Origin of the sequence: Streptomyces sp. NPDC016469 (genome assembly GCF_040632905.1) — a bacterium.
GTDB lineage: Bacteria > Actinomycetota > Actinomycetes > Streptomycetales > Streptomycetaceae > Streptomyces.
The window spans coordinates 1-17,002 of the sequence record NZ_JBEYCQ010000031.1; the positions used below are offsets into that span (position 1 = coordinate 1).

The following is a 17,002-nucleotide window of genomic DNA, read 5'->3' on the forward strand; positions in this document are numbered from 1 at the left end:
ACCTGGTCAACCGGCCGCTGGATGCGGACGGGTCGCGGACTGTAACCGCCGGTTCGGAATTGCACTTCTGAGGTGGAGCTACCTCCACCTCAGAAGTGGAAACCGCTGCGATGTGCCGGGCGGACGGCGGCGGTTGGCTGGGGGACATGAATCACGCAGCCGTCCGACTCCGCTCGGTCACCCGGTCCTACGCCGGCAGATCCGGTGCCGTCACCGCGCTCGACGCGGTCAGCCTGGACATCCCCCGGGGCTCCTTCACCGCCGTCATGGGCCCTTCGGGTTCCGGCAAGTCCACCCTGCTCCAGTGCGCCGCGGGCCTCGACCGGCCCACCGCCGGTCGGGTGTTCCTCGGTGACACGGAGCTGACCGGGCTGAGCGAGCGCCGGCTGACCCTGCTCCGGCGCAGCCGCATCGGCTTCGTCTTCCAGGCGTTCAACCTGCTGCCCGCTCTGACCGCCGAGCAGAACGTGGCCCTGCCGCTCAGGCTCGCGGGCCGCCGCCCGAAGCGCGCCGACGTCCTCGCCGTCCTGGACCGGGTGGGTCTCACCGGACGCGCCGGGCACCGCCCCGGTGAGCTGTCGGGCGGCCAGCAGCAGCGGGTGGCGCTGGCCCGCGCGCTGGTCACCCGGCCCGACGTGCTGTTCGGCGACGAGCCGACCGGCGCGCTGGACACCGCGACCGGCCGCGAGGTGCTGACGCTGCTTCGGACCATGGCGGACGACGGCCAGACCGTGATCATGGTGACGCACGACCCGGTCGCCGCCTCCTACGCGGACCGGGTGCTGTTCCTCGCGGACGGCAGGGTGCGCGACGAGCTGCACGCCCCGGCGGCCGAGGAGATCGCGGCCCGGATGACCCGGATGGGGGCCGTCCCGTGCTGAAGCTCATCCTCCAGGGCATACGGACCCGCTGGGTCACCCTCGCCGGCTCCTTCCTCGCGCTGGCCCTCGGCGTGGGGATCATCACCACGACGGGGCTGGCCCTCGCCGCCACCGTCGACGGCCCGGAGCAGGCCCCCGAGCGGTTCGCCGCGGCGCCGGTGGTGGTGCGCGGTGCGGATCAGGTGCGCGTACGCACCCCGATCGGCGTCCGTACGCAGAAGCTCGCCGATCCCCGGCCCGTCCCGGCGGAGGCCGCCGCCCGGCTCGCGGGGCTGGGGCGCACGGCGGTGGACCGTACGTTCCCGGTATCGGCCGGGTCCCGCGAGGCGGCCGGGCACCCCTGGGCCGTCGCCGCCGCGACCCCCTACCGGCTGCTCTCCGGTCGTCCGCCCGCCGCGTCCGGCGAGGTCGTGGTCACGGCGGACACCGGTGCCGTGGGCGACCGGGTCACCCTCACCACGCCCGCGGGCAAGGGGACGTGGACGGTGACCGGGACCGTGCGCCCCGCCCGCTTCGAGCGCGCCGTCTTCTTCGGCGAGGCGGAGGCCGCCCGGCATTCCCCGGACATCGACGCCGTCGTGGTCCACGCCGACCCGGCCGCCGTGCGCGCTGCCGTGGGCGACGGCTTCGGCCTGGACGTCCTCACGGGCGACGAGCGGCGCAGGGCCGACCCCGACCCGGACCGGGACGCCGAGGCCCTGGTCTCGGTCAACGCCCTGCTGGGCACGGCCGCCGGCATCACCGCCTTCGTCTCCGTGTTCGTCGTCGCCTCGACGTTCTCCTTCGCCGTGGCCCAGCGCCGCCGCGAGTTCGGCCTGCTGCGCATGGCGGGTGCGACGCCCGGCCAGGTGCGCCGCCTGGTGTACGCGGAGGCCGCGCTCGTCGGTGTCCTCGCCTCGGCGGCGGGCTGCTGGCTGGGGCTCTCCGGGGCGCCGAGGCTCGCGGCCTGGATGGTCCAACAAGGCCTCGCGCCCGCCTGGTTCACCATCGGGGACCAGAACTGGCCGCTGCCCACCGCCTTCTGGACCGGCCTCGCCGTCGCCCTCGCCGGAGCGGTCGCCGCCGCGCACCGCGCCGGACGGGTCCGCCCGGCGGAGGCCCTCCGCGACGCCGCTGTGGACAGCGGCACGATGCCGCCGGTACGGGTGGTCCTGGGCGCGGCCGTCCTGCTCACCGGGGCGGTGCTGGTGGTGCTCGGGCTCGTCCAGGACCCGGCGGGGCTCCTGAAGCGCAAGACGTACACCACGCAGCCGATGCTCCTGATCGTCGGATGCGCCCTGTTCGCACCCGTCCTGGTGCGCCCCGCGATCCGCCTCCTGGCCTGGCTGCCCGCCAGGCTGCCGGGCGCCACCGGACTCCTGGTCCGGGAGAACGCCTCGGCCGGGCTGCGCCGGACGGCCGCCGTCGCCGCACCCGTGCTCGTCACCGTCGCCCTGGCCGCCTCACTGATGGGCACCAAGGCCACCATCGACGCGGCCAAGGCGGCCGAGGCGCGCGGCCAGGTCACGGCTGACTTCATGGCCGTGGACGAACACGCGGGCGTCCCCGAGGAGTTCGTGGTCCGCGCCCGCCGCATCCCGGGCGCCCGGGTGAGCGCCTCGCGCGCCACCTCGGTCACCGTGCTCGAAGAGGGCACCGCCCTCATCCGCTCCGACGCCCGGGCCGTGGACCCGGCCGACGCCGCAGCCGTGTCCGCGCTGCCCGTGGTCGCCGGGCGGCTCGCCGACCTGGACGACCGCTCGATCGTCGTCAACGAGGAGTGGGCCATTCACCGGGTCGGCGCCCGCGTCCGCGTCTGGCTCGGCGACGGCCGCGAAACCACCCTCCGCGTCGCGGCCGTGCTCGCCCGGGGGCACCGGTGACAACGGCGTCTACCTCACCCCGCGCAACGCGGCCGGCGCCCCCGTCGACCGCGTCGGGATCGCCGTACGCGCCGGGGCGGACCGGCGGGCCGTCGAGCGCGGACTGCACGCGGCCGGGCGGGCGACCGGCACCGAGGTGCTGACCCGTGAGCAGTGGACCGCGACACTCGTGCAAGGCGGCGGCAGCACCCGGACCGGGCTCCTGATGATCCTTGCGATCGCCCTCATCTACACGGGGATCGCCCTCGCCAACACCCAGGTCATGGCCACGGCGGACCGGGTCCGCGACTTCGCCGTGCTGCGCCTCGCCGGGGCGACCAAGGCGCAGGTGCTGCGGCTGGCCGGGGCGGAGGCGCTGGCCGTGGTCGCGGTGGGCGCGGGGCTCGGCGGGGCGGTGGCCGCGCTGAACCTGCTCGGCGTACGGGCCGCGCTCGGCCGGCTCTCCGTGCCCTCGGCGGTCGTCGTGCCGTGGGAGGCGGTCGGGCTGGTGGTCGCGGTGAGCGCGGCGCTCGCGGTGGTCTTCGCCGCGCTGCCCGCCTGGCTCGCGTTGCGCATCCGGCCGGTGGAGTTCGCGGGGGCGCAGGAGTAGGGCGTGCTACCGGCCGGCGAGTGCGGTGACCAGGGCCGCCGCGTCCCCGATCAGGGCCGTCTCGGCCGGGCTCATCGTCGGGTTGAGGGTGCGCCGGGCGACCGCGTCGGCGAGGTGGGGGGCCGGGAGGCCGTCGTCGGCGGCCAGGCGCGGCACCAGGGCGGTGAGCAGTTCCCGCGCCCCGTCCGCCGCCGGGTGAGCGGGGTCCACCGCCGCCTGCGCGAGGATCAGCGCCGACATGGCCCGGTCCAGGGCGGGCCGCCCTTCCTCGGTGTTGCTCCAGTCGATGACCACCGGCCCGTCCGCCGTCAGCATCACGTTGTCCGGGTGGAGGTCCAGGTGGAGCACCCGGTCCTCGGGGTCGGGCGAGAGCCTGGCCGGGACGGAGTGCAGATCGGCGAGGAGCCCGGTCAGCAGGCCGGCGCCCTCCTCGGCGCCCATCGCCCCGGACATCAGGGACTCCAGCATGCTCGGACCGTGCAGGCGCTGGAGGACCAGATCGCCGGGACCGGCCGAAGGGGGCTGCGGGCCCAGCCGCGGCACCGGGTAGCCGGAGGCGGACAGGTAGGACATGACGGGCAGCTCCCGGGAGGCGTCCATCCCGTCGCGGTAACGCCGCAGTACCCACGCCTCGTCCAGCTCGTACACGTCCGCGTTGCGTCCGCTGCCCAGCAGTTGGCCCATTCGCATGAGGGGAAACCTACTCGGGCCCCGTATACAAAGGGGGTTCGGGACCGGACCCGGTGCCCCATAACGCGGTGCGATGGGGCGGACGGGATCTCCTGGAGCTGACGTGTACGCGGCTACCTTGGCGGCGATTCCCCCCAAGTCAAGGAGAGTTCCGTGGAGAGATCCATGCTCCGCAGGCGGGCCCTGGCCGCGTGTACCGCCACCGTGGCCGTCGGCGCGCTCGCACTCGCCGGGCTGACCGGCACCGCGTCCGCCGACCCCGCCACCACCGCCCCCACCCCCGCGGCGGACTCCGCCCACCTCTCGCCCGGCCTGCTGAAGGCCATGCAGCGGGACCTCGGACTCACCGCCGCCGAGGCCCGAGGCCGCATCGCCCGCGAGTCGCGTGCCGCCGCCCTCACCGCCGGGCTGCGGTACTCGCTCGGCGACCGGTTCGCCGGCGCCCGGGTCAGCGGTGCCGACGCGGACCTGACCGTCGCCACCACCGACGCCTCGGACGCCGCCCGCATCACGAAGGCCGGTGCCCGCGCCGAGGTCGTCGACCACAGCCTCGCCGAACTCGACGCCGCCAAGGCCGCCCTGGACCGCGTCGCGCTGCGCGCCGCGCCGAAGGACGTGCCCGCCTGGTACGTGGACGTACGCAGCAACCGCGTCGTCGTCCAGGCCGGGAAGGCGACCGCCGCCGACGCGTTCCTCGCGAAGGCCGGCGTCTCCCGCGACCTGGTGACCGTCGCCCGGTCCACCGAGCAGCCCCGCACCTTTACGGACCTGCGCGGCGGCGACGCGTACTACATGAACGGCTCGGGCCGCTGCTCCATCGGCTTCCCCGTCAAGCGCGGCACCCAGGGCGGCTTCGTCAGCGCCGGGCACTGTGGCACGCCGGGCGTCTCCACCAGCGGCTACAACCAGCAGGCCCAGGGCTCCTTCCAGGGCTCCACCTTCCCCGGCCGCGACTACTCCTGGGTCGCCACCAACACCAACTGGACCCCGCGCCCGCTGGTCAACGGCTACGGCAACGGCGACGTGACGGTCACCGGCTCCACCGAGGCGATCGAGGGCTCGTCGGTCTGCCGCTCCGGCTCGACGACCGGCTGGCACTGCGGCACGGTCCAGCAGCGCAACAGCAGCGTCACCTACCAGGAGGGCACCGTCTCCGGGGTGACCCGGACCAACGTGTGCGCCGAACCCGGCGACTCCGGCGGCTCGTTCATCTCCGGCAGCCAGGCCCAGGGCGTCACCTCCGGCGGCACCGGCAACTGCTCGCAGGGCGGTGTGACGTACTTCCAGCCGCTGAACCCGGCGCTCCAGGCGTACGGACTGACCCTGGTCACCAACGGCTCCACCACCCCGCCGGACCCGACCGACCCGCCGACGAACCCGGGCGGCACCTGGGCGGCCGGCACCACCTACGCGGCCGGTGACGTCGTGACGTACGGCTCGGCGAGCTACCGCTGCCTCCAGGGTCACCAGGCGCAGCCCGGCTGGACCCCGCCCAACGTCCCGGCCCTCTGGCAGGCCGTGTAACACCGAACACCCCGCCCCTCAGGCGATCGAGGAACGGGCCCGGGGCGTCCGACACCGCCCCGGGCCCCCGCACCGCGCACGTGCCCTTCCCCACCATCCCGAGGAGTCCGTCACCATGCCCGCAACCCCCGAGTCCTCCGCACCCGAGCCCGCCGCCGAAGCCGCGGGCGGCCCTGCGATCAGCCGCAAGTCCCTCCTCAAGGCGGCGCTCGTGGCCACCGCCGTACCGCTGTTCGCGGGCGGCGGGGTGGCGCTGGCGCGCGACTCCGCGAACACCGGCCGCCCGCTCGCCCCGACCCCGGACTGCGACGACGGCGACGAGCCGACGCACGACCAGATCGAGGGCCCGTACTTCAAGCCCAACTCCCCGCTCCGCACCAGCCTGGTGACCGCGTCGACGCCCGGCGTCCCGCTCACCGTCAGCGGTTACGTCTTCGGGCGCGAGTGCCGCCCCGTCCCCGGCGTGCTGCTGGACTTCTGGCAGGCCGACACCAACGGTGCGTACGACATGAGCGGTTACGCCTTCCGCGGCCACCAGTTCACCGACCGGAACGGCGCGTTCACCCTCACCACGATCGTGCCCGGCCTCTACCCCGGCCGCACCCGGCACATCCATGTGAAGGCCCAGGCCCCCGGCTCGGGCATCCTCACCACCCAGCTGTACTTCCCGGGTGAGCCGCGCAACAACACCGACATGCTGTACGACGCGGCGCTGCTGATGAACGTCCGGGCGGTCGGCTCCGGCAAGGAAGGCACCTTCGACTTCGTCCTCGACGTCGCCCAGGACCCCACCGATCCCCCCACCGACCCGACCGACCCGCCGACCGGACCGGGCGGCACCTGGGCGGCCGGGACGGCCTACACCGCGGGAGACCGCGTCACCTACGGCGGGGTCGCCTACCGCTGTCTGCAGGCTCACACCGCCCTGACCGGCTGGGAGCCGCCGAATGTCCCCGCGTTGTGGGAACGCGGGTAGACAGCAGACCGGCAGAAGGCGGCCATAACCGCCGCGCCACGCGCCCCGGGCTCTCTCCCCGGGGCGCGTACGGCGCACGGCCCGGGCCGGAGGGGGTTCGGTCCCGGGCCGTTTCATCCGTCACTTCGCGTCCGAGTAGCGCTCCACCACCGCCGTGCTGAACGGGAAGCGCACCGGTGTGTCCCCGAAGGCCGTCCGGCCGGCCACCACGGCGGCCTCCCGGAGTGCCGCCAGGACCGCGTCCGTCTCCGCGAGCGGGCAGTGCACGATCACCTCGTCGTGCTGGAAGAAAACCAGCTCGGCCCGGAGCCCGGCGGCGGCGAGCGCCCGGCGCAGGGTCGCCAGAAGCAGCAGCGCCCACTCCGCCGCGCTGCCCTGGACCACGAAGTTCCGCGTGAACCGGCCGCGCGCCCTCGCGTCCGTCGAGGCGTAACCCGGCGTGTACTCCGCACGCGCCCCGTCCTCCTCCTGCGGGATGCCCGCCTCCCCGTCCTCCCCGTGACCGGCCGCCGGCGGACTGGTCCGGCCGAGCCACGTGCGGACGAGGCGGCCCTCCTCGCCCGCCTTCGCGGCGTCGTCCACATAGGCGACCGCGCGCGGGAACCTGCGGCGCAGGGCCGCCAGATTCTTCAGGCCGTCCCCGGACGTCTGCCCGTAGACGGCACCGAGCAGCGCGATCTTGGCGTGGTCGCGATCGCCGTGGAAGGCGCGGTCGGACAGCGCGGTGTAGAGGTCGCCCTCGTGGCCGGCGACCTCCATCAGGCCGGGGTCGCGGGAGATCGCGGCCAGCACCCTCGGCTCCATCTGGGCGGCGTCCGCGACGACGAGGCGCCACCCCTCGTCCGCGACGACGGCCCGCCGGATCACCTTGGGGATCTGGAGCGCCCCGCCGCCGTTGGTCGTCCAGCGCCCGGTGACCGTGCCGCCCGGCTGGTACTCGGGGCGGAAGCGGCCGTCGCGCACCCAGTCCTGGAGCCAGCTCCAGCCGTGCGCGGTCCAGATCCGGTACAGCTTCTTGTACTGGACGAGCGGCCGGACCGCCGGGTGGTCCAGGGACTCCAGCTCCCAGCGGCGCGTCGAGCGGACCTTGATCCCGGCCTGTGCGAACGCCCGCACCACATCGGCCGGCAGGTCCGGGCGCACCCGGCGGCCGAAGGCGGCGGACACCTCGTCGGCCAGCTCGGCGAGGCGGCGGGGCTCGCCGCCGCCCGCGTACCGCTCGCCGAGCAGTTCGCGCAGCACCTCGCGGTGGACGTCGGCCCGCCAGGGCAGGCCCGTCCGGTTCATCTCGGCGGCGACCAGCATCCCCGCCGACTCGGCGGCCGTCAGCAGCCGCATCCGGTCCGGCCGGTCCGTCGCCTCGTGGCGCGCGAGCTGCGCCGCGTACACCTCGGTCAGCGCGTCGAACGGCAGCTCCGGGCCCGAGGGCGGCTCGAACAGGGACGACTGGGAGCCGGGCTCCGCCGATCGGGGCGGTGGATCGGGTGGCACCGGGCCGCCCCGCAGCCGGGCGAGCGCGGCGGCGGCCGAGCGGGGCTCGCCGAGCCGGCCCTCGTGGCCGATGAGCAGGGACTCGGCGGCCTCCACGTCGTAGGCCCGATCGACCCGCACCCCGGCGGCCAGCAGCCGGGGGTAGACCTCGGCCGTCGAGCGCCACACCCAGCGGGCGACGTCCGGCCGGGAGCGGACCGCCTCCGCGAGGTCCGGCTCGGTCAGGACCGGAGCCGCCGGCAGGCCGGAGCGGTCCAGCGGGGCGAGGCGCGCGCCCCCGCCCTCCATGACGGCCAGCGCCCAGCGTTCGGTCATACGGTCGAGTCTGGCACCCGGCACTGACAACGGCCGGGAGCGCCGGACGGGCCCGGGGTCGGCTGCGCGTTCGATATCCACAGCCTGTGGACGACGGACCGGGGGGAGCGGGCCCTGCGCGACGGGCGCCTACCCTGACCTCATGGAATCGGTGATCGACCAGGCGTTCGCGGCCGCCCTCTACACGGAGGGCGACGCCGGTCTCGACGCCGGCGCCTCGCTGCTCGCCGCCGCCCCGCAGGCCGACGCGGAGCTGGTGCGCCGGGGTGAGGAGTTCGTCCGCCGGGCCTGGGAGCGCGGTTGGCTGCCCACCGACGTCGTCCGCCTCGTCCGCCGCGACCTGGACGAGCACGCGGCGGGCCTGGCCGCCGGGCTCATCGCCTCCGAGGTCCGCCGCTACGGAGAGCTGCCGCCGCGCTGGCGGTCCCAGCTGGACGAGCTTCCCGCCGCGCCGCCCGCGGGCCGGCCCGACCGGTTCTCGTACGCCTCCGCGCTCCTCGCCCTCTACCGGCTGCTGCTCGGGCTCCCGGCCATCGAGCCCGTCGGGCCGCCGCCGGGCGCGGCGCGCGAGGCCCTGACCCGGCCGCCCGCCGCGGGGGAGCCCCGCATGCTGACCCGCATCCGCGCCCTGCTCGCGAAGGCGGAGGCGACCGGCTACCCGGAGGAGGCAGAGGCGCTGACCACCAAGGCGCAGGAGCTGATGGCCCGGCACAGCATCGACGAGGCCCTGCTCGCCGCCCGTACGCACGGCGACCGCACCCCCGGCGCCTGCCGGATCGGCGTGGACGCCCCGTACGAGACGGCCAAGGCGATCCTGCTCGACGCCGTGGCCTCGGCGAACCGCTGCCGGGCCGTGTGGAACAGCGACCTGGGCTTCACCACGGTCATCGGCTTCGAGGCGGACCTGGAGGCCGTCGAACTGCTTCACACCTCGCTGCTCGTGCAGGGCACGGCCGCGATGACCCGCGCCGAGGCGGGCCAGCGGGCCGGCGGACGCAAACGGACCAAGACGTTCCGGCAGTCGTTCCTGATGGCCTACGCCCAGCGCCTGGGCAGCCGCCTCGCCGACGGCACCGCCCGCGTCACGGCCGAGGCCGATGCGGAGGGGGCCGGCGCGGAGGGCGGCGCGGCCGCCGACGCCGGGCTGCTCCCGGTGCTGGCCGCCCGCGACCTGGCGGTCACCGAGACCGCCGAGCAGATGTTCCCCCGCACCACGACCACCCGGGTCAGGGGCGCGACGGACCTGGACGGCTGGACGCACGGCACGGAGGCGGCGGACCGGGCGCGGATGAGCGGGGAGGCGCGGGGCATCAGGGGCTGAGTGATCACCGGCCAGACCCTCATCCCCCACAACTCGGGCAAAACGGCGATTCCGGTTAGGCTCGGCACATGAGCTGGCTCCGGGCGCTGAAGGAGACCGCCCGCTCCGGCCTGAAGATCGAGCGGCGGCGCCTCGAACCGCTGGTCGCGGTGCGCGGCGCGGCCGGGCTCGCCCTGGTCATCGGGGTCAGCCTCGCGCTGTTCGGTCCCGTGGTCGCCGCCAGCTCCGCGTTCGGCGCGTTCCAGGCGGCCATCGCCACCTTCCAGCGCAGCTGGCGCCCCCGCCCCGTGCTCGCCCTGGTCTCCGGCGTCAGCCTCGGCGTCACCACCTTCCTCGGCTATGTGACGGGTCCCCATCTCCCGCTCTTCCTGCTCCTCCTGGTCACCTGGACCTTCCTCGCCGGGCTCGCCTGGGCGGCGGGCCCGACCGGGGGCATCATCGCCGCGTCCAACGTCGCGATCATGCTCGTCACCATCACCCTGCCGACCTCCGTCGGACAAGCGGCCCTGCACGGCGCGATGATCATGTTCGGCGGGGTCGTCCAGGCGGCGCTGATCGTGCTCCTCCCGATCCGCAGATGGGGCGCCCAGCGCGACGCGCTCGCCGACGCGCTGGCCGCCGAGGCCGACTACGCCCGGCGGCTGCGCCACGACCCGGTCGCCCACTTCGACCCGGTTCCGCTGATGCTCGCCCGCCGGGCCGCCGCCGTCACCGCCCGCGAGGCCCGCCGCCGCCCCGCCGAACTGCACGGCTCACGCGGGGTCGCCGAGCGCATCAGGCCGGTGCTGGCCTCGCTCGCCGACCCGGCCATGGGCGTGCCCGCCGAGGGCCCCGAGCGCGACCGCGTCCGCGAGCTGCTGGCCGCCGCCGGATCGCTGCTCGACGCGGCCGCCCGGGCGATCCGCAAGGGCGACCCGGTCAAGCTGCCCGCACCGGCCGTCGCCGCGCTGAAGACCCCCGACACCGGGGCCCTGCTCACCGGCCCGCCGCTGCGCGCCGCCGACCGGCTCGCCGCCCTGCTCTCCGACGTCATCGAGGCGGCCGAGGGCGACGGCACCAAGGAGGAGCGGGCCGGCGCCGAGGAGGCCGCCGACGCCATCAAGGACACCCGGCTCCCCGCCGACCACCACCCGCGCCCGGGACTGCTGCGCCTCGCACCGGTCATCCTCGGGGCGATGCGCCGCGAGGCGCACCACGGCTCCCCAATCCTGCGGCACGCGGTCCGGCTCGCCGCCGTCGCCGCGGTCGGCTACCTGCTGGGCCGCCTGCTGCCGCTCGGCCACGGCTACTGGGCGCCGATGGCGGCGGTGATGGTGATGCGGCCGGAGTTCTCCCAGACCTACTCCCGCGCGGTGGCCCGGTTCGGCGGCACCCTCGTCGGCGTCTTCCTCGCCTCCGCGATCGTGGAGGCCGCGCACCCGGGCACCGGACCGCTCGCCGCCCTCGCCGTGGTCTGCGCCCTGCTGATGTACCTGCTCATGCGGACCGGGTACGCGGTCGCCCAGGCGTGCGTCGGCGCGTACGTCGTCTTCCTGCTCGGCATGGCCGGCGACGACCTGGGCCAGACCGTGTTCGAGCGGGTGCTCCTGACCCTCGGCGGCGGTCTGCTGGCGATGATCTCGTACGCCGTCTACCCGGCCTGGGAGACCCCGCGCCTGCGCACCCGGCTCGGCGACTGGCTGAAGGCGGCCGGCCGGTACGCGGCGGCGGTCGTCGACCAGTACGCGGACCCGGCCGAACGGGGCCAGGGCGATGTGCGGCAGGCCCTGCTCGCCACCCGCGAGGCCCGGGTGGCCTGGCAGGAGGCGGTGGCGACGGCCCGGCACGAACCGGTGCGCCACCGGGGCCTCTCGCACGCCGCCGCCGACGCCACCCAGCACTCCCTGGCCCAGCTCGGCCGGGTCGCGATGCTGCTGGAGGCCCACATCCCGCGCAGCGGGGCCACGCCGGTGCCGGGGGCCGCCGCGCTCGCCGACGCGCTGCGCCGCGCCACCGACCGGGGTGCCAAGGCGGTGCGGGAGCGGCGGGTGCCGGACTGGACGTCGGTGCGGGAGGCGCTGGAGCGCTGGGAGGCGGAGTGCCGGGTGCGTGAGGAGGCGGAGGCCGGGACGCCGCCTCCCGCCGGGACCGCACTCGTACGCACCAACGTGTCCCTGGCCCTCGACGTGCTGGAGGACTTCTCGCGGGGGCTGACCTCGTAGCCCCACGACGTCACGACGTCACGGCGTCGGCAGGTCCGAGACGTCGGGCAGGCCGGGGAGGTCGGGGATGCCCTCCAGCGCGTCCGAGTCGGTCTTCGCCAGGGTGTCCTTCGCCCCGGCGTCCCACGAGATCACGACGGTCTTGCCGTCGTTGGACTCGACGGCCCCCATGGTCCGGGCGGTGTCGCCGTCGGCGCACTTCAGCTCCAGCATCGGCTTGCCCATGTCCGCCACGGTGCCCGTGCAGACGTGGGACTCGGCGACGACGACGGCCTTCCCGGAGACGACGGACAGCACCACCGCCTTGCCGTCGGTCTTCCCCGCCCAGGCGCCCTCCAGCGCCTTCGCGTCGCCGGCGGAGCCGCCGCCGGTGCCGCCGTCCGTCCCGGAGGGGGCGTCGCTGCTCCCGCCCGCCGTCGGGCTCGCGGTGGCCCCGGAGTCCTTGCCCGAGTCGTCCTTGTCACCGTCGCTTCCGCAACCGGTGAGCGCCAGCGCGGCCAGCAGACCGGTGGCGAGGACTGCGCCGGTACGTGCGATTTTGTGCATGTGGAATTCCCCCTGGAAGACGAATGGCCATCCAAGCTACCAGTGGGTCGCAAGGGGTGCCGAGAAGTCAACTCCCTGAATCGGGAGCCGGAGAGGCCGTTCACACGTCTCTGTCGGCAGAAGCTGTAATCACGGCGATACCCCGCGTGCACGTGCATCTGCTCGTGCATCCGCTCATGCAGCAAAAATTGAACACAGCTATGATCCGGGACAGTTGACACTTGCACCTTGCAACTCGGGGAGCGTCCTGTGCACCACGTGTACAACGGCATGGCGGCCACAGAGCTTCGCGGAGTCGTCTGGCAGAAGAGCAGACACAGCAACTCCCAGGGGTCCTGCGTGGAGTTCGCGAAACTGCCCGACGGAGATGTGGCGATGCGCAATTCGCGTCACCCGGACGGGCCGGCGCTGGTCTACACACCGGCCGAGATAGAGGCGCTGCTGCTCGGAGTGAAGGACGGCGAGTTCGACCACCTCGTGGGCTGACGGCCGGCGGGGGTGTTCCCGTACACCCCGCCTGCAAGCGGCGGCCCGTACACCACAGAGGGCTGAACCCCGCCGGAGATCGACGGTGTTCAGCCCTCGGGCGGTGTGCCACGCGGTGCGCCGGCCGGTCGCACCGCCCCCGTCACACCGGGTCGGTCAGTCTGAACAGCGCCCAGACGACCTTGCCTCGGGAGGCCGCCGTGCCCGGCGCGCTCTCGGTGGTCAGTACGGGAGAGGGGTGCCACCCCCAGCAGTCGCTGAAGGACTCCACCAGGAACAGCCCCCGCCCCGACTCGGCGGAGTCCGCCGCCTCGGAGGCGACCGGGCTCGCGTGGCTCGGGTCGCGCACCGCGCACACCAGCCGCGAGGTCCAGCGCATCAGGTGCAGCCGTACGGGCGGCTCCTGGGGCTCGCGCGGGGCGTCGTCGGGCAGGGCGTGCCGCAGGGCGTTGGTGACCAGTTCCGAGACGACGAGCGCGACGTCGTCGAAGCGCTCGCTCAGTCCCCATCCGCCCAGTGTCGCCCGGGTGAACCGCCGTGCGCCGCCGACCGCTTCGTAGTGCGGTGGCAGGGTGCAGGTGGCCGACCCGGAGACGGCCGAGGGATCGATGGGGGGAAGCCCCTGCCGTAACGGCTCGAGCATCGTCGATCCATTCGTCCCCATGCGAGGCACTCCCGGGAATCGCGGCTGGACCGGTACTGCGTACCGGCGACAGCGGCACAACACGAACGAGAACGCAGGTGCGCGGGCTCCATGGTTCCGAATGCGCACAGCAGATGCAAGGGCAGATGCACGTGCACGCGCCGGACCTGTCCGACCCCGTCCGGTTCTTGCTCATTTCTTCCCCGCCCCGGTTTCGGCGTCTTCCCAAGCTCTTCCCATTTCCGTAATCGAATGAGTACGGGGCGAAGCGTTTTGATGGCAGAATCCGGCTCTTGGGGTTCAGGGGGAGCCCCGATGCCAGGAAGCGATGGGGAGGGTTGGACCAGTGGCGGCAGGCGAGTCGAGTGGGTCCGTGGTGCGGCGCATCCTGCTGGGCTCTCAGCTCAGGAGACTGCGTGACTCGCGAGGCATCACGCGCGAGGCGGCCGGCTACTCGATCCGGGCCTCCGAATCGAAGATCAGCCGCATGGAGTTGGGACGGGTGAGCTTCAAGGCCAGGGACGTCGAGGATCTGCTCACGCTCTACGGCGTCACGGACGAGGCGGAGCGCGACTCCCTGCTCTCCCTGGCCCGTGAGGCCAACGTGGCGGGCTGGTGGCACAGTTACGGGGACGTACTGCCCGGCTGGTTCCAGACGTACGTCGGCCTGGAGGGTGCGGCCTCGCTCATCCGGATCTACGAGGTCCAGTTCGTGCACGGACTGCTCCAGACCGAGGACTACGCCCACGCGGTCGTCTCCCGGGGCATGCGCGGCGCGCCCCCCGCCGAGATCGAGCGCCGCGTCGCCCTGCGCCTGGAGCGCCAGAAGGTCCTCGTCTCCGAACGGGCGCCCCGCTTCCACGCCGTGCTGGACGAGGCGGCGCTGCGCCGCCCGTACGGCGAACGCGAAGTGATGCGGGCGCAATTGCGGCATCTGATCGATATGTCGGAACAGCCGAACATCACGCTCCAGGTGATGCCGTTCAGTTTCGGCGGGCACGCCGGCGAGAGCGGATCCTTCACCATGCTGCGATTCCCGGAATCCGATCTGTCGGACATCGTGTATTTGGAGCAGCTGACAAGCGCGCTCTATCTGGACAAGGACGAAGAAGTCGCCCAGTACGAAAAGGCGATGACGCGGCTCCACGAGGAGAGTCCGGGCCCGGAGGAGAGTCGTGACCTGCTCCGAGGACTTCTCCAACTCTCCTGAATTTTCAGTACGATGGCGCTCCTACAGGAGTCTGCACCTGAGTTAAGGGATCGCATGTCCTTCTTCCAAGAGCTGGCCGGCCAGTACATCGACGGTGAATGGCGGACGGGCACCGGCTCCTGGGACATCATCGATTTCAATCCGTACAACGGTGAGAAGCTCGCCTCGATCACCATCGCCACCGCCGCCGAGGTGGACAGCGCCTATCGCGCCGCCGAGCGCGCGCAGGGGGAGTGGGCGGCGGCGAGTCCGTACCGCCGCCGGGACGTCCTGGAGCGCGCGCTGCGGGTCACCGAGGAGCTGGCCGACGAGATCACCGACGCGATCATCGACGAGCTGGGCGGCACCCGCACCAAGGCGGCGTACGAGCTGAGCCTCACCCAGGAGTTCCTGCGCGAGGCCGCCCGGCAGGCGCTCTCCCCGGAGGGCCGCATCCTGCCCTCCGCGGCGGACGGGCGGGAGAACCTGCTCTACCGGCTGCCCGTCGGGGTCGTCGGAGTCATCAGCCCCTTCAACTTCCCGCTCCTGGTGACGATGAAGTCGGTCGCACCGGCCCTGGCCCTCGGCAACGCGGTCGTCGTCAAGGCCAACCAGAACTCGCCCGTCGTCGGCGGTGGCCTCGTCGCGAGGATCTTCGAGGAGGCCGGGCTGCCGGCCGGGCTGCTCAACGTGGTCGTCACCGACATAGCCGAGATAGGCGACGCGTTCATCGAGCACCCCGTGCCCCAGGTGATCTCCTTCGCCGGATCGGACCGGGTCGGCCGCCACGTCGCCGCCACCGCCGGCGCCCTCTTCAAGCGGACCATCCTCGAACTCAGCGGCAACAGCGCCCTGGTGGTGCTGGACGACGCGGACATCGACTACGCGGTCGACGCCGCCGTCTTCAGCCGGTTCATCTACTCCGGCCAGGTCTGCATGGCCGCCAACCGCATCCTGGTGGACCGGCCGGTGGCCGCCGAGTTCACGGAGAAGTTCTGCGCCCGCGTCGCCGCCCTGAAGACCGGCGACCCGCGCGAGCCGGACACCAGCATCGGCCCGGTCATCAACACCTTCCACGCCGACTCGCTGGCCGCCCTGGTGGACCAGGCGATCGCCGAGGGCGCCGAGGCGCCGGTGCACGGACGGGTGCGCGGCAACCTGGTCGAACCGACCGTGCTCACCGGGCTGCCCGAGGGCTCCCCGCTGCTCCACCAGGAGATCTTCGGCCCCATCGCGCTGATGGTCCCCTTCGACGGCGAGGACGAGGCCGTCCGCATCGTCAACGACAGCCCGTACGGCCTCAGCGGCGCCGTGCACACCGCGCGCACCGGACGGGGCGTCCGCTTCGCCCAGCGCATCCGCAGCGGGATGTTCCACGTCAACGACTCGACCGTGCACGACGACCCGGGCATCGCGTTCGGCGGCGAGAAGGACTCGGGCCTGGGCCGGATGAACGGGGACGCGGCGGTGGACGCGTTCACCACCCAGAAGTGGATCTCCGTCCAGCACGGCCGCAGCGTCTTCCCCTTCTGACCTCGCGGGACACCTCCGAGGGCACAGCCCGCTACGCTGGTTGCGTTGACCAGAGAGGTGGAGGGCATGTCCGCGATCCGGCTGCTGGTCCTCGGCGCCGTGCGCCAGCACGGCCGGGCCCACGGCTACCAGGTCCGCAACGACCTGGAGTACTGGGGCGCCCACGAGTGGTCCAACGCCAAGCCCGGCTCCGTCTACCACGCGCTCAAGCAGCTCGCGAAACAGGACATGCTCCTCGCCCACGAGGTGGCCCCGAGCACGGTGGGCGGCCCGCCGCGCATCGAGTACGAGATCACCGAACGCGGCACCGAGGAGTACTTCACCCTGCTGCGCGCCTCGCTCACCTCGTACGACCAGCGGATGGACGTCCTCTCGGCGGGCATCGGCTTCATCGTCGACCTGGATCGCGCGGAGGCGGTCGCCCTGCTCCGCGAGCGGCTGACGAACCTCGCCGCCTGGCGGGCCGCCGTCACCGAGCACTACCTCCCCGAGGGCGGCCCGGAGCAGCTGGGCCACATCGGCGAGGTCATGAACTTCTGGGTCCACTCGGCGGACGCGGGCGCGGAGTGGACGCGCGGGCTGATCGCGCGGATCGAGGGCGGGGCGTACGTCTTCGCGGGCGAGGGCGACCCGTTCGTCGGCGTACTCGCGGAGGGCGAGGAGAACCCGTACGCGACGGGGATCCAGGATCCGGGCGACGCCCACTAATCAAGTTTGATGAATGCCGAGAGGCGGCGTACCTTTCTGCTACTAGT

The 17,002-nt window shown here is 73.6% G+C and carries 13 protein-coding genes and 1 pseudogene; 10 read left to right on the forward strand and 4 right to left on the reverse strand.

All coding sequences use genetic code 11. The annotated features are described in order from the left end of the window. Nucleotides 1-146 precede the first annotated feature (146 nt). Together ABZ565_RS28520 and ABZ565_RS28525 are read left to right on the forward strand one after the other, a co-directional pair. Nucleotides 147-881 carry an ABC transporter ATP-binding protein gene (locus ABZ565_RS28520; protein WP_361032865.1) on the forward strand — a complete coding sequence of 245 codons (735 nt, stop codon included), beginning with the start codon at nucleotides 147-149 and terminating at the stop codon, nucleotides 879-881. Then, a pseudogene (locus ABZ565_RS28525) lies at nucleotides 875-3,332 on the forward strand (FtsX-like permease family protein). Before ABZ565_RS28520 ends, ABZ565_RS28525 begins: the two are co-directional and overlap by 7 nt. A gap of 6 nt (nucleotides 3,333-3,338) precedes the next feature. Here the strand turns inward: ABZ565_RS28525 and ABZ565_RS28530 are convergent. Further along, on the reverse strand, nucleotides 3,339-4,022 hold the full coding sequence (locus ABZ565_RS28530) for a phosphotransferase (RefSeq protein ID WP_361032868.1): 684 nt from the start codon (nucleotides 4,020-4,022) through the stop codon (nucleotides 3,339-3,341). 165 nt (nucleotides 4,023-4,187) lie between these two features. Between ABZ565_RS28530 and ABZ565_RS28535 the strand changes: the two genes are divergently transcribed. After that, nucleotides 4,188-5,546 (forward strand): alpha-lytic protease prodomain-containing protein, encoded by a 1,359-nt coding sequence (locus ABZ565_RS28535; protein ID WP_361033065.1) that lies wholly within the window; start codon nucleotides 4,188-4,190, stop codon nucleotides 5,544-5,546. A 115-nt stretch (nucleotides 5,547-5,661) separates the two neighbouring features. Next, nucleotides 5,662-6,522: a carbohydrate-binding protein gene (locus tag ABZ565_RS28540; protein ID WP_361032871.1), complete on the forward strand. Its 861-nt coding sequence runs from the start codon at nucleotides 5,662-5,664 to the stop codon at nucleotides 6,520-6,522. Nucleotides 6,523-6,642: 120 nt separating this feature from the next. Here ABZ565_RS28540 and ABZ565_RS28545 read toward each other — a convergent pair whose 3' ends face one another. Next, the gene (locus tag ABZ565_RS28545) at nucleotides 6,643-8,328 is read right to left on the reverse strand and encodes a bifunctional 3'-5' exonuclease/DNA polymerase (protein ID WP_361032874.1); all 1,686 of its coding nucleotides are present in this window, start codon (nucleotides 8,326-8,328) and stop codon (nucleotides 6,643-6,645) included. A gap of 142 nt (nucleotides 8,329-8,470) precedes the next feature. On the opposite strand from ABZ565_RS28545, the gene ABZ565_RS28550 reads away from it, so the two are divergent. Both ABZ565_RS28550 and ABZ565_RS28555 read left to right on the forward strand, forming a co-directional pair. Beyond that, nucleotides 8,471-9,649 carry a DUF2786 domain-containing protein gene (locus ABZ565_RS28550; protein WP_361032877.1) on the forward strand — a complete coding sequence of 393 codons (1,179 nt, stop codon included), beginning with the start codon at nucleotides 8,471-8,473 and terminating at the stop codon, nucleotides 9,647-9,649. Between the two features lie 68 nt (nucleotides 9,650-9,717). Then, complete coding sequence (locus ABZ565_RS28555; protein WP_361032880.1) at nucleotides 9,718-11,850, forward strand: FUSC family protein; 2,133 nt, start codon at nucleotides 9,718-9,720, stop codon at nucleotides 11,848-11,850. Between the two features lie 18 nt (nucleotides 11,851-11,868). Here the strand turns inward: ABZ565_RS28555 and ABZ565_RS28560 are convergent, their stop codons facing one another. Beyond that, complete coding sequence (locus ABZ565_RS28560; protein WP_361032883.1) at nucleotides 11,869-12,396, reverse strand: hypothetical protein; 528 nt, start codon at nucleotides 12,394-12,396, stop codon at nucleotides 11,869-11,871. 249 nt (nucleotides 12,397-12,645) lie between these two features. Between ABZ565_RS28560 and ABZ565_RS28565 the strand changes: the two genes are divergently transcribed. Next, the gene (locus tag ABZ565_RS28565) at nucleotides 12,646-12,882 is read left to right on the forward strand and encodes a DUF397 domain-containing protein (protein ID WP_018102227.1); all 237 of its coding nucleotides are present in this window, start codon (nucleotides 12,646-12,648) and stop codon (nucleotides 12,880-12,882) included. Between the two features lie 142 nt (nucleotides 12,883-13,024). On the opposite strand, the gene ABZ565_RS28570 is transcribed toward ABZ565_RS28565, so the two are convergent. Further along, entirely contained in the window at nucleotides 13,025-13,525 is a 501-nt protein-coding gene (locus tag ABZ565_RS28570; RefSeq protein ID WP_361032887.1) for an ATP-binding protein, read from the reverse strand. A gap of 328 nt (nucleotides 13,526-13,853) precedes the next feature. Here ABZ565_RS28570 and ABZ565_RS28575 point away from each other — a divergent pair, with 328 nt between their 5' ends. From ABZ565_RS28575 to ABZ565_RS28585, 3 genes are all read left to right on the forward strand, one after another. Continuing rightward, nucleotides 13,854-14,735, forward strand: coding sequence for a helix-turn-helix transcriptional regulator (locus tag ABZ565_RS28575; RefSeq protein WP_361032890.1), 882 nt, complete (start codon nucleotides 13,854-13,856; stop codon nucleotides 14,733-14,735). Nucleotides 14,736-14,789: 54 nt separating this feature from the next. After that, nucleotides 14,790-16,247: an aldehyde dehydrogenase family protein gene (locus ABZ565_RS28580; RefSeq protein WP_361032893.1), complete on the forward strand. Its 1,458-nt coding sequence runs from the start codon at nucleotides 14,790-14,792 to the stop codon at nucleotides 16,245-16,247. 66 nt (nucleotides 16,248-16,313) lie between these two features. After that, entirely contained in the window at nucleotides 16,314-16,955 is a 642-nt protein-coding gene (locus tag ABZ565_RS28585) for a PadR family transcriptional regulator (protein ID WP_361033068.1), read from the forward strand. Nucleotides 16,956-17,002 lie beyond the last annotated feature (47 nt).

Excerpts from the sequence above, each read along its gene's own strand:
- ABZ565_RS28520 (WP_361032865.1), top strand. The coding sequence starts at position 147 with ATGAATCACGCAGCCGTCCGACTCCGCTCGGTCACCCGGTCCTACGCC.
- ABZ565_RS28540 (WP_361032871.1), top strand. The coding sequence starts at position 5,662 with ATGCCCGCAACCCCCGAGTCCTCCGCACCCGAGCCCGCCGCCGAAGCC.
- ABZ565_RS28530 (WP_361032868.1), bottom strand. The coding sequence starts at position 4,022 with ATGCGAATGGGCCAACTGCTGGGCAGCGGACGCAACGCGGACGTGTAC.
- ABZ565_RS28580 (WP_361032893.1), top strand. The coding sequence starts at position 14,790 with ATGTCCTTCTTCCAAGAGCTGGCCGGCCAGTACATCGACGGTGAATGG.
- ABZ565_RS28570 (WP_361032887.1), bottom strand. The coding sequence starts at position 13,525 with ATGCTCGAGCCGTTACGGCAGGGGCTTCCCCCCATCGATCCCTCGGCC.
- ABZ565_RS28585 (WP_361033068.1), top strand. The coding sequence starts at position 16,314 with ATGTCCGCGATCCGGCTGCTGGTCCTCGGCGCCGTGCGCCAGCACGGC.
- ABZ565_RS28575 (WP_361032890.1), top strand. The coding sequence starts at position 13,854 with ATGGGGAGGGTTGGACCAGTGGCGGCAGGCGAGTCGAGTGGGTCCGTG.
- ABZ565_RS28560 (WP_361032883.1), bottom strand. The coding sequence starts at position 12,396 with ATGCACAAAATCGCACGTACCGGCGCAGTCCTCGCCACCGGTCTGCTG.
- ABZ565_RS28555 (WP_361032880.1), top strand. The coding sequence starts at position 9,718 with ATGAGCTGGCTCCGGGCGCTGAAGGAGACCGCCCGCTCCGGCCTGAAG.
- ABZ565_RS28545 (WP_361032874.1), bottom strand. The coding sequence starts at position 8,328 with ATGACCGAACGCTGGGCGCTGGCCGTCATGGAGGGCGGGGGCGCGCGC.
- ABZ565_RS28550 (WP_361032877.1), top strand. The coding sequence starts at position 8,471 with ATGGAATCGGTGATCGACCAGGCGTTCGCGGCCGCCCTCTACACGGAG.
- ABZ565_RS28535 (WP_361033065.1), top strand. The coding sequence starts at position 4,188 with ATGCTCCGCAGGCGGGCCCTGGCCGCGTGTACCGCCACCGTGGCCGTC.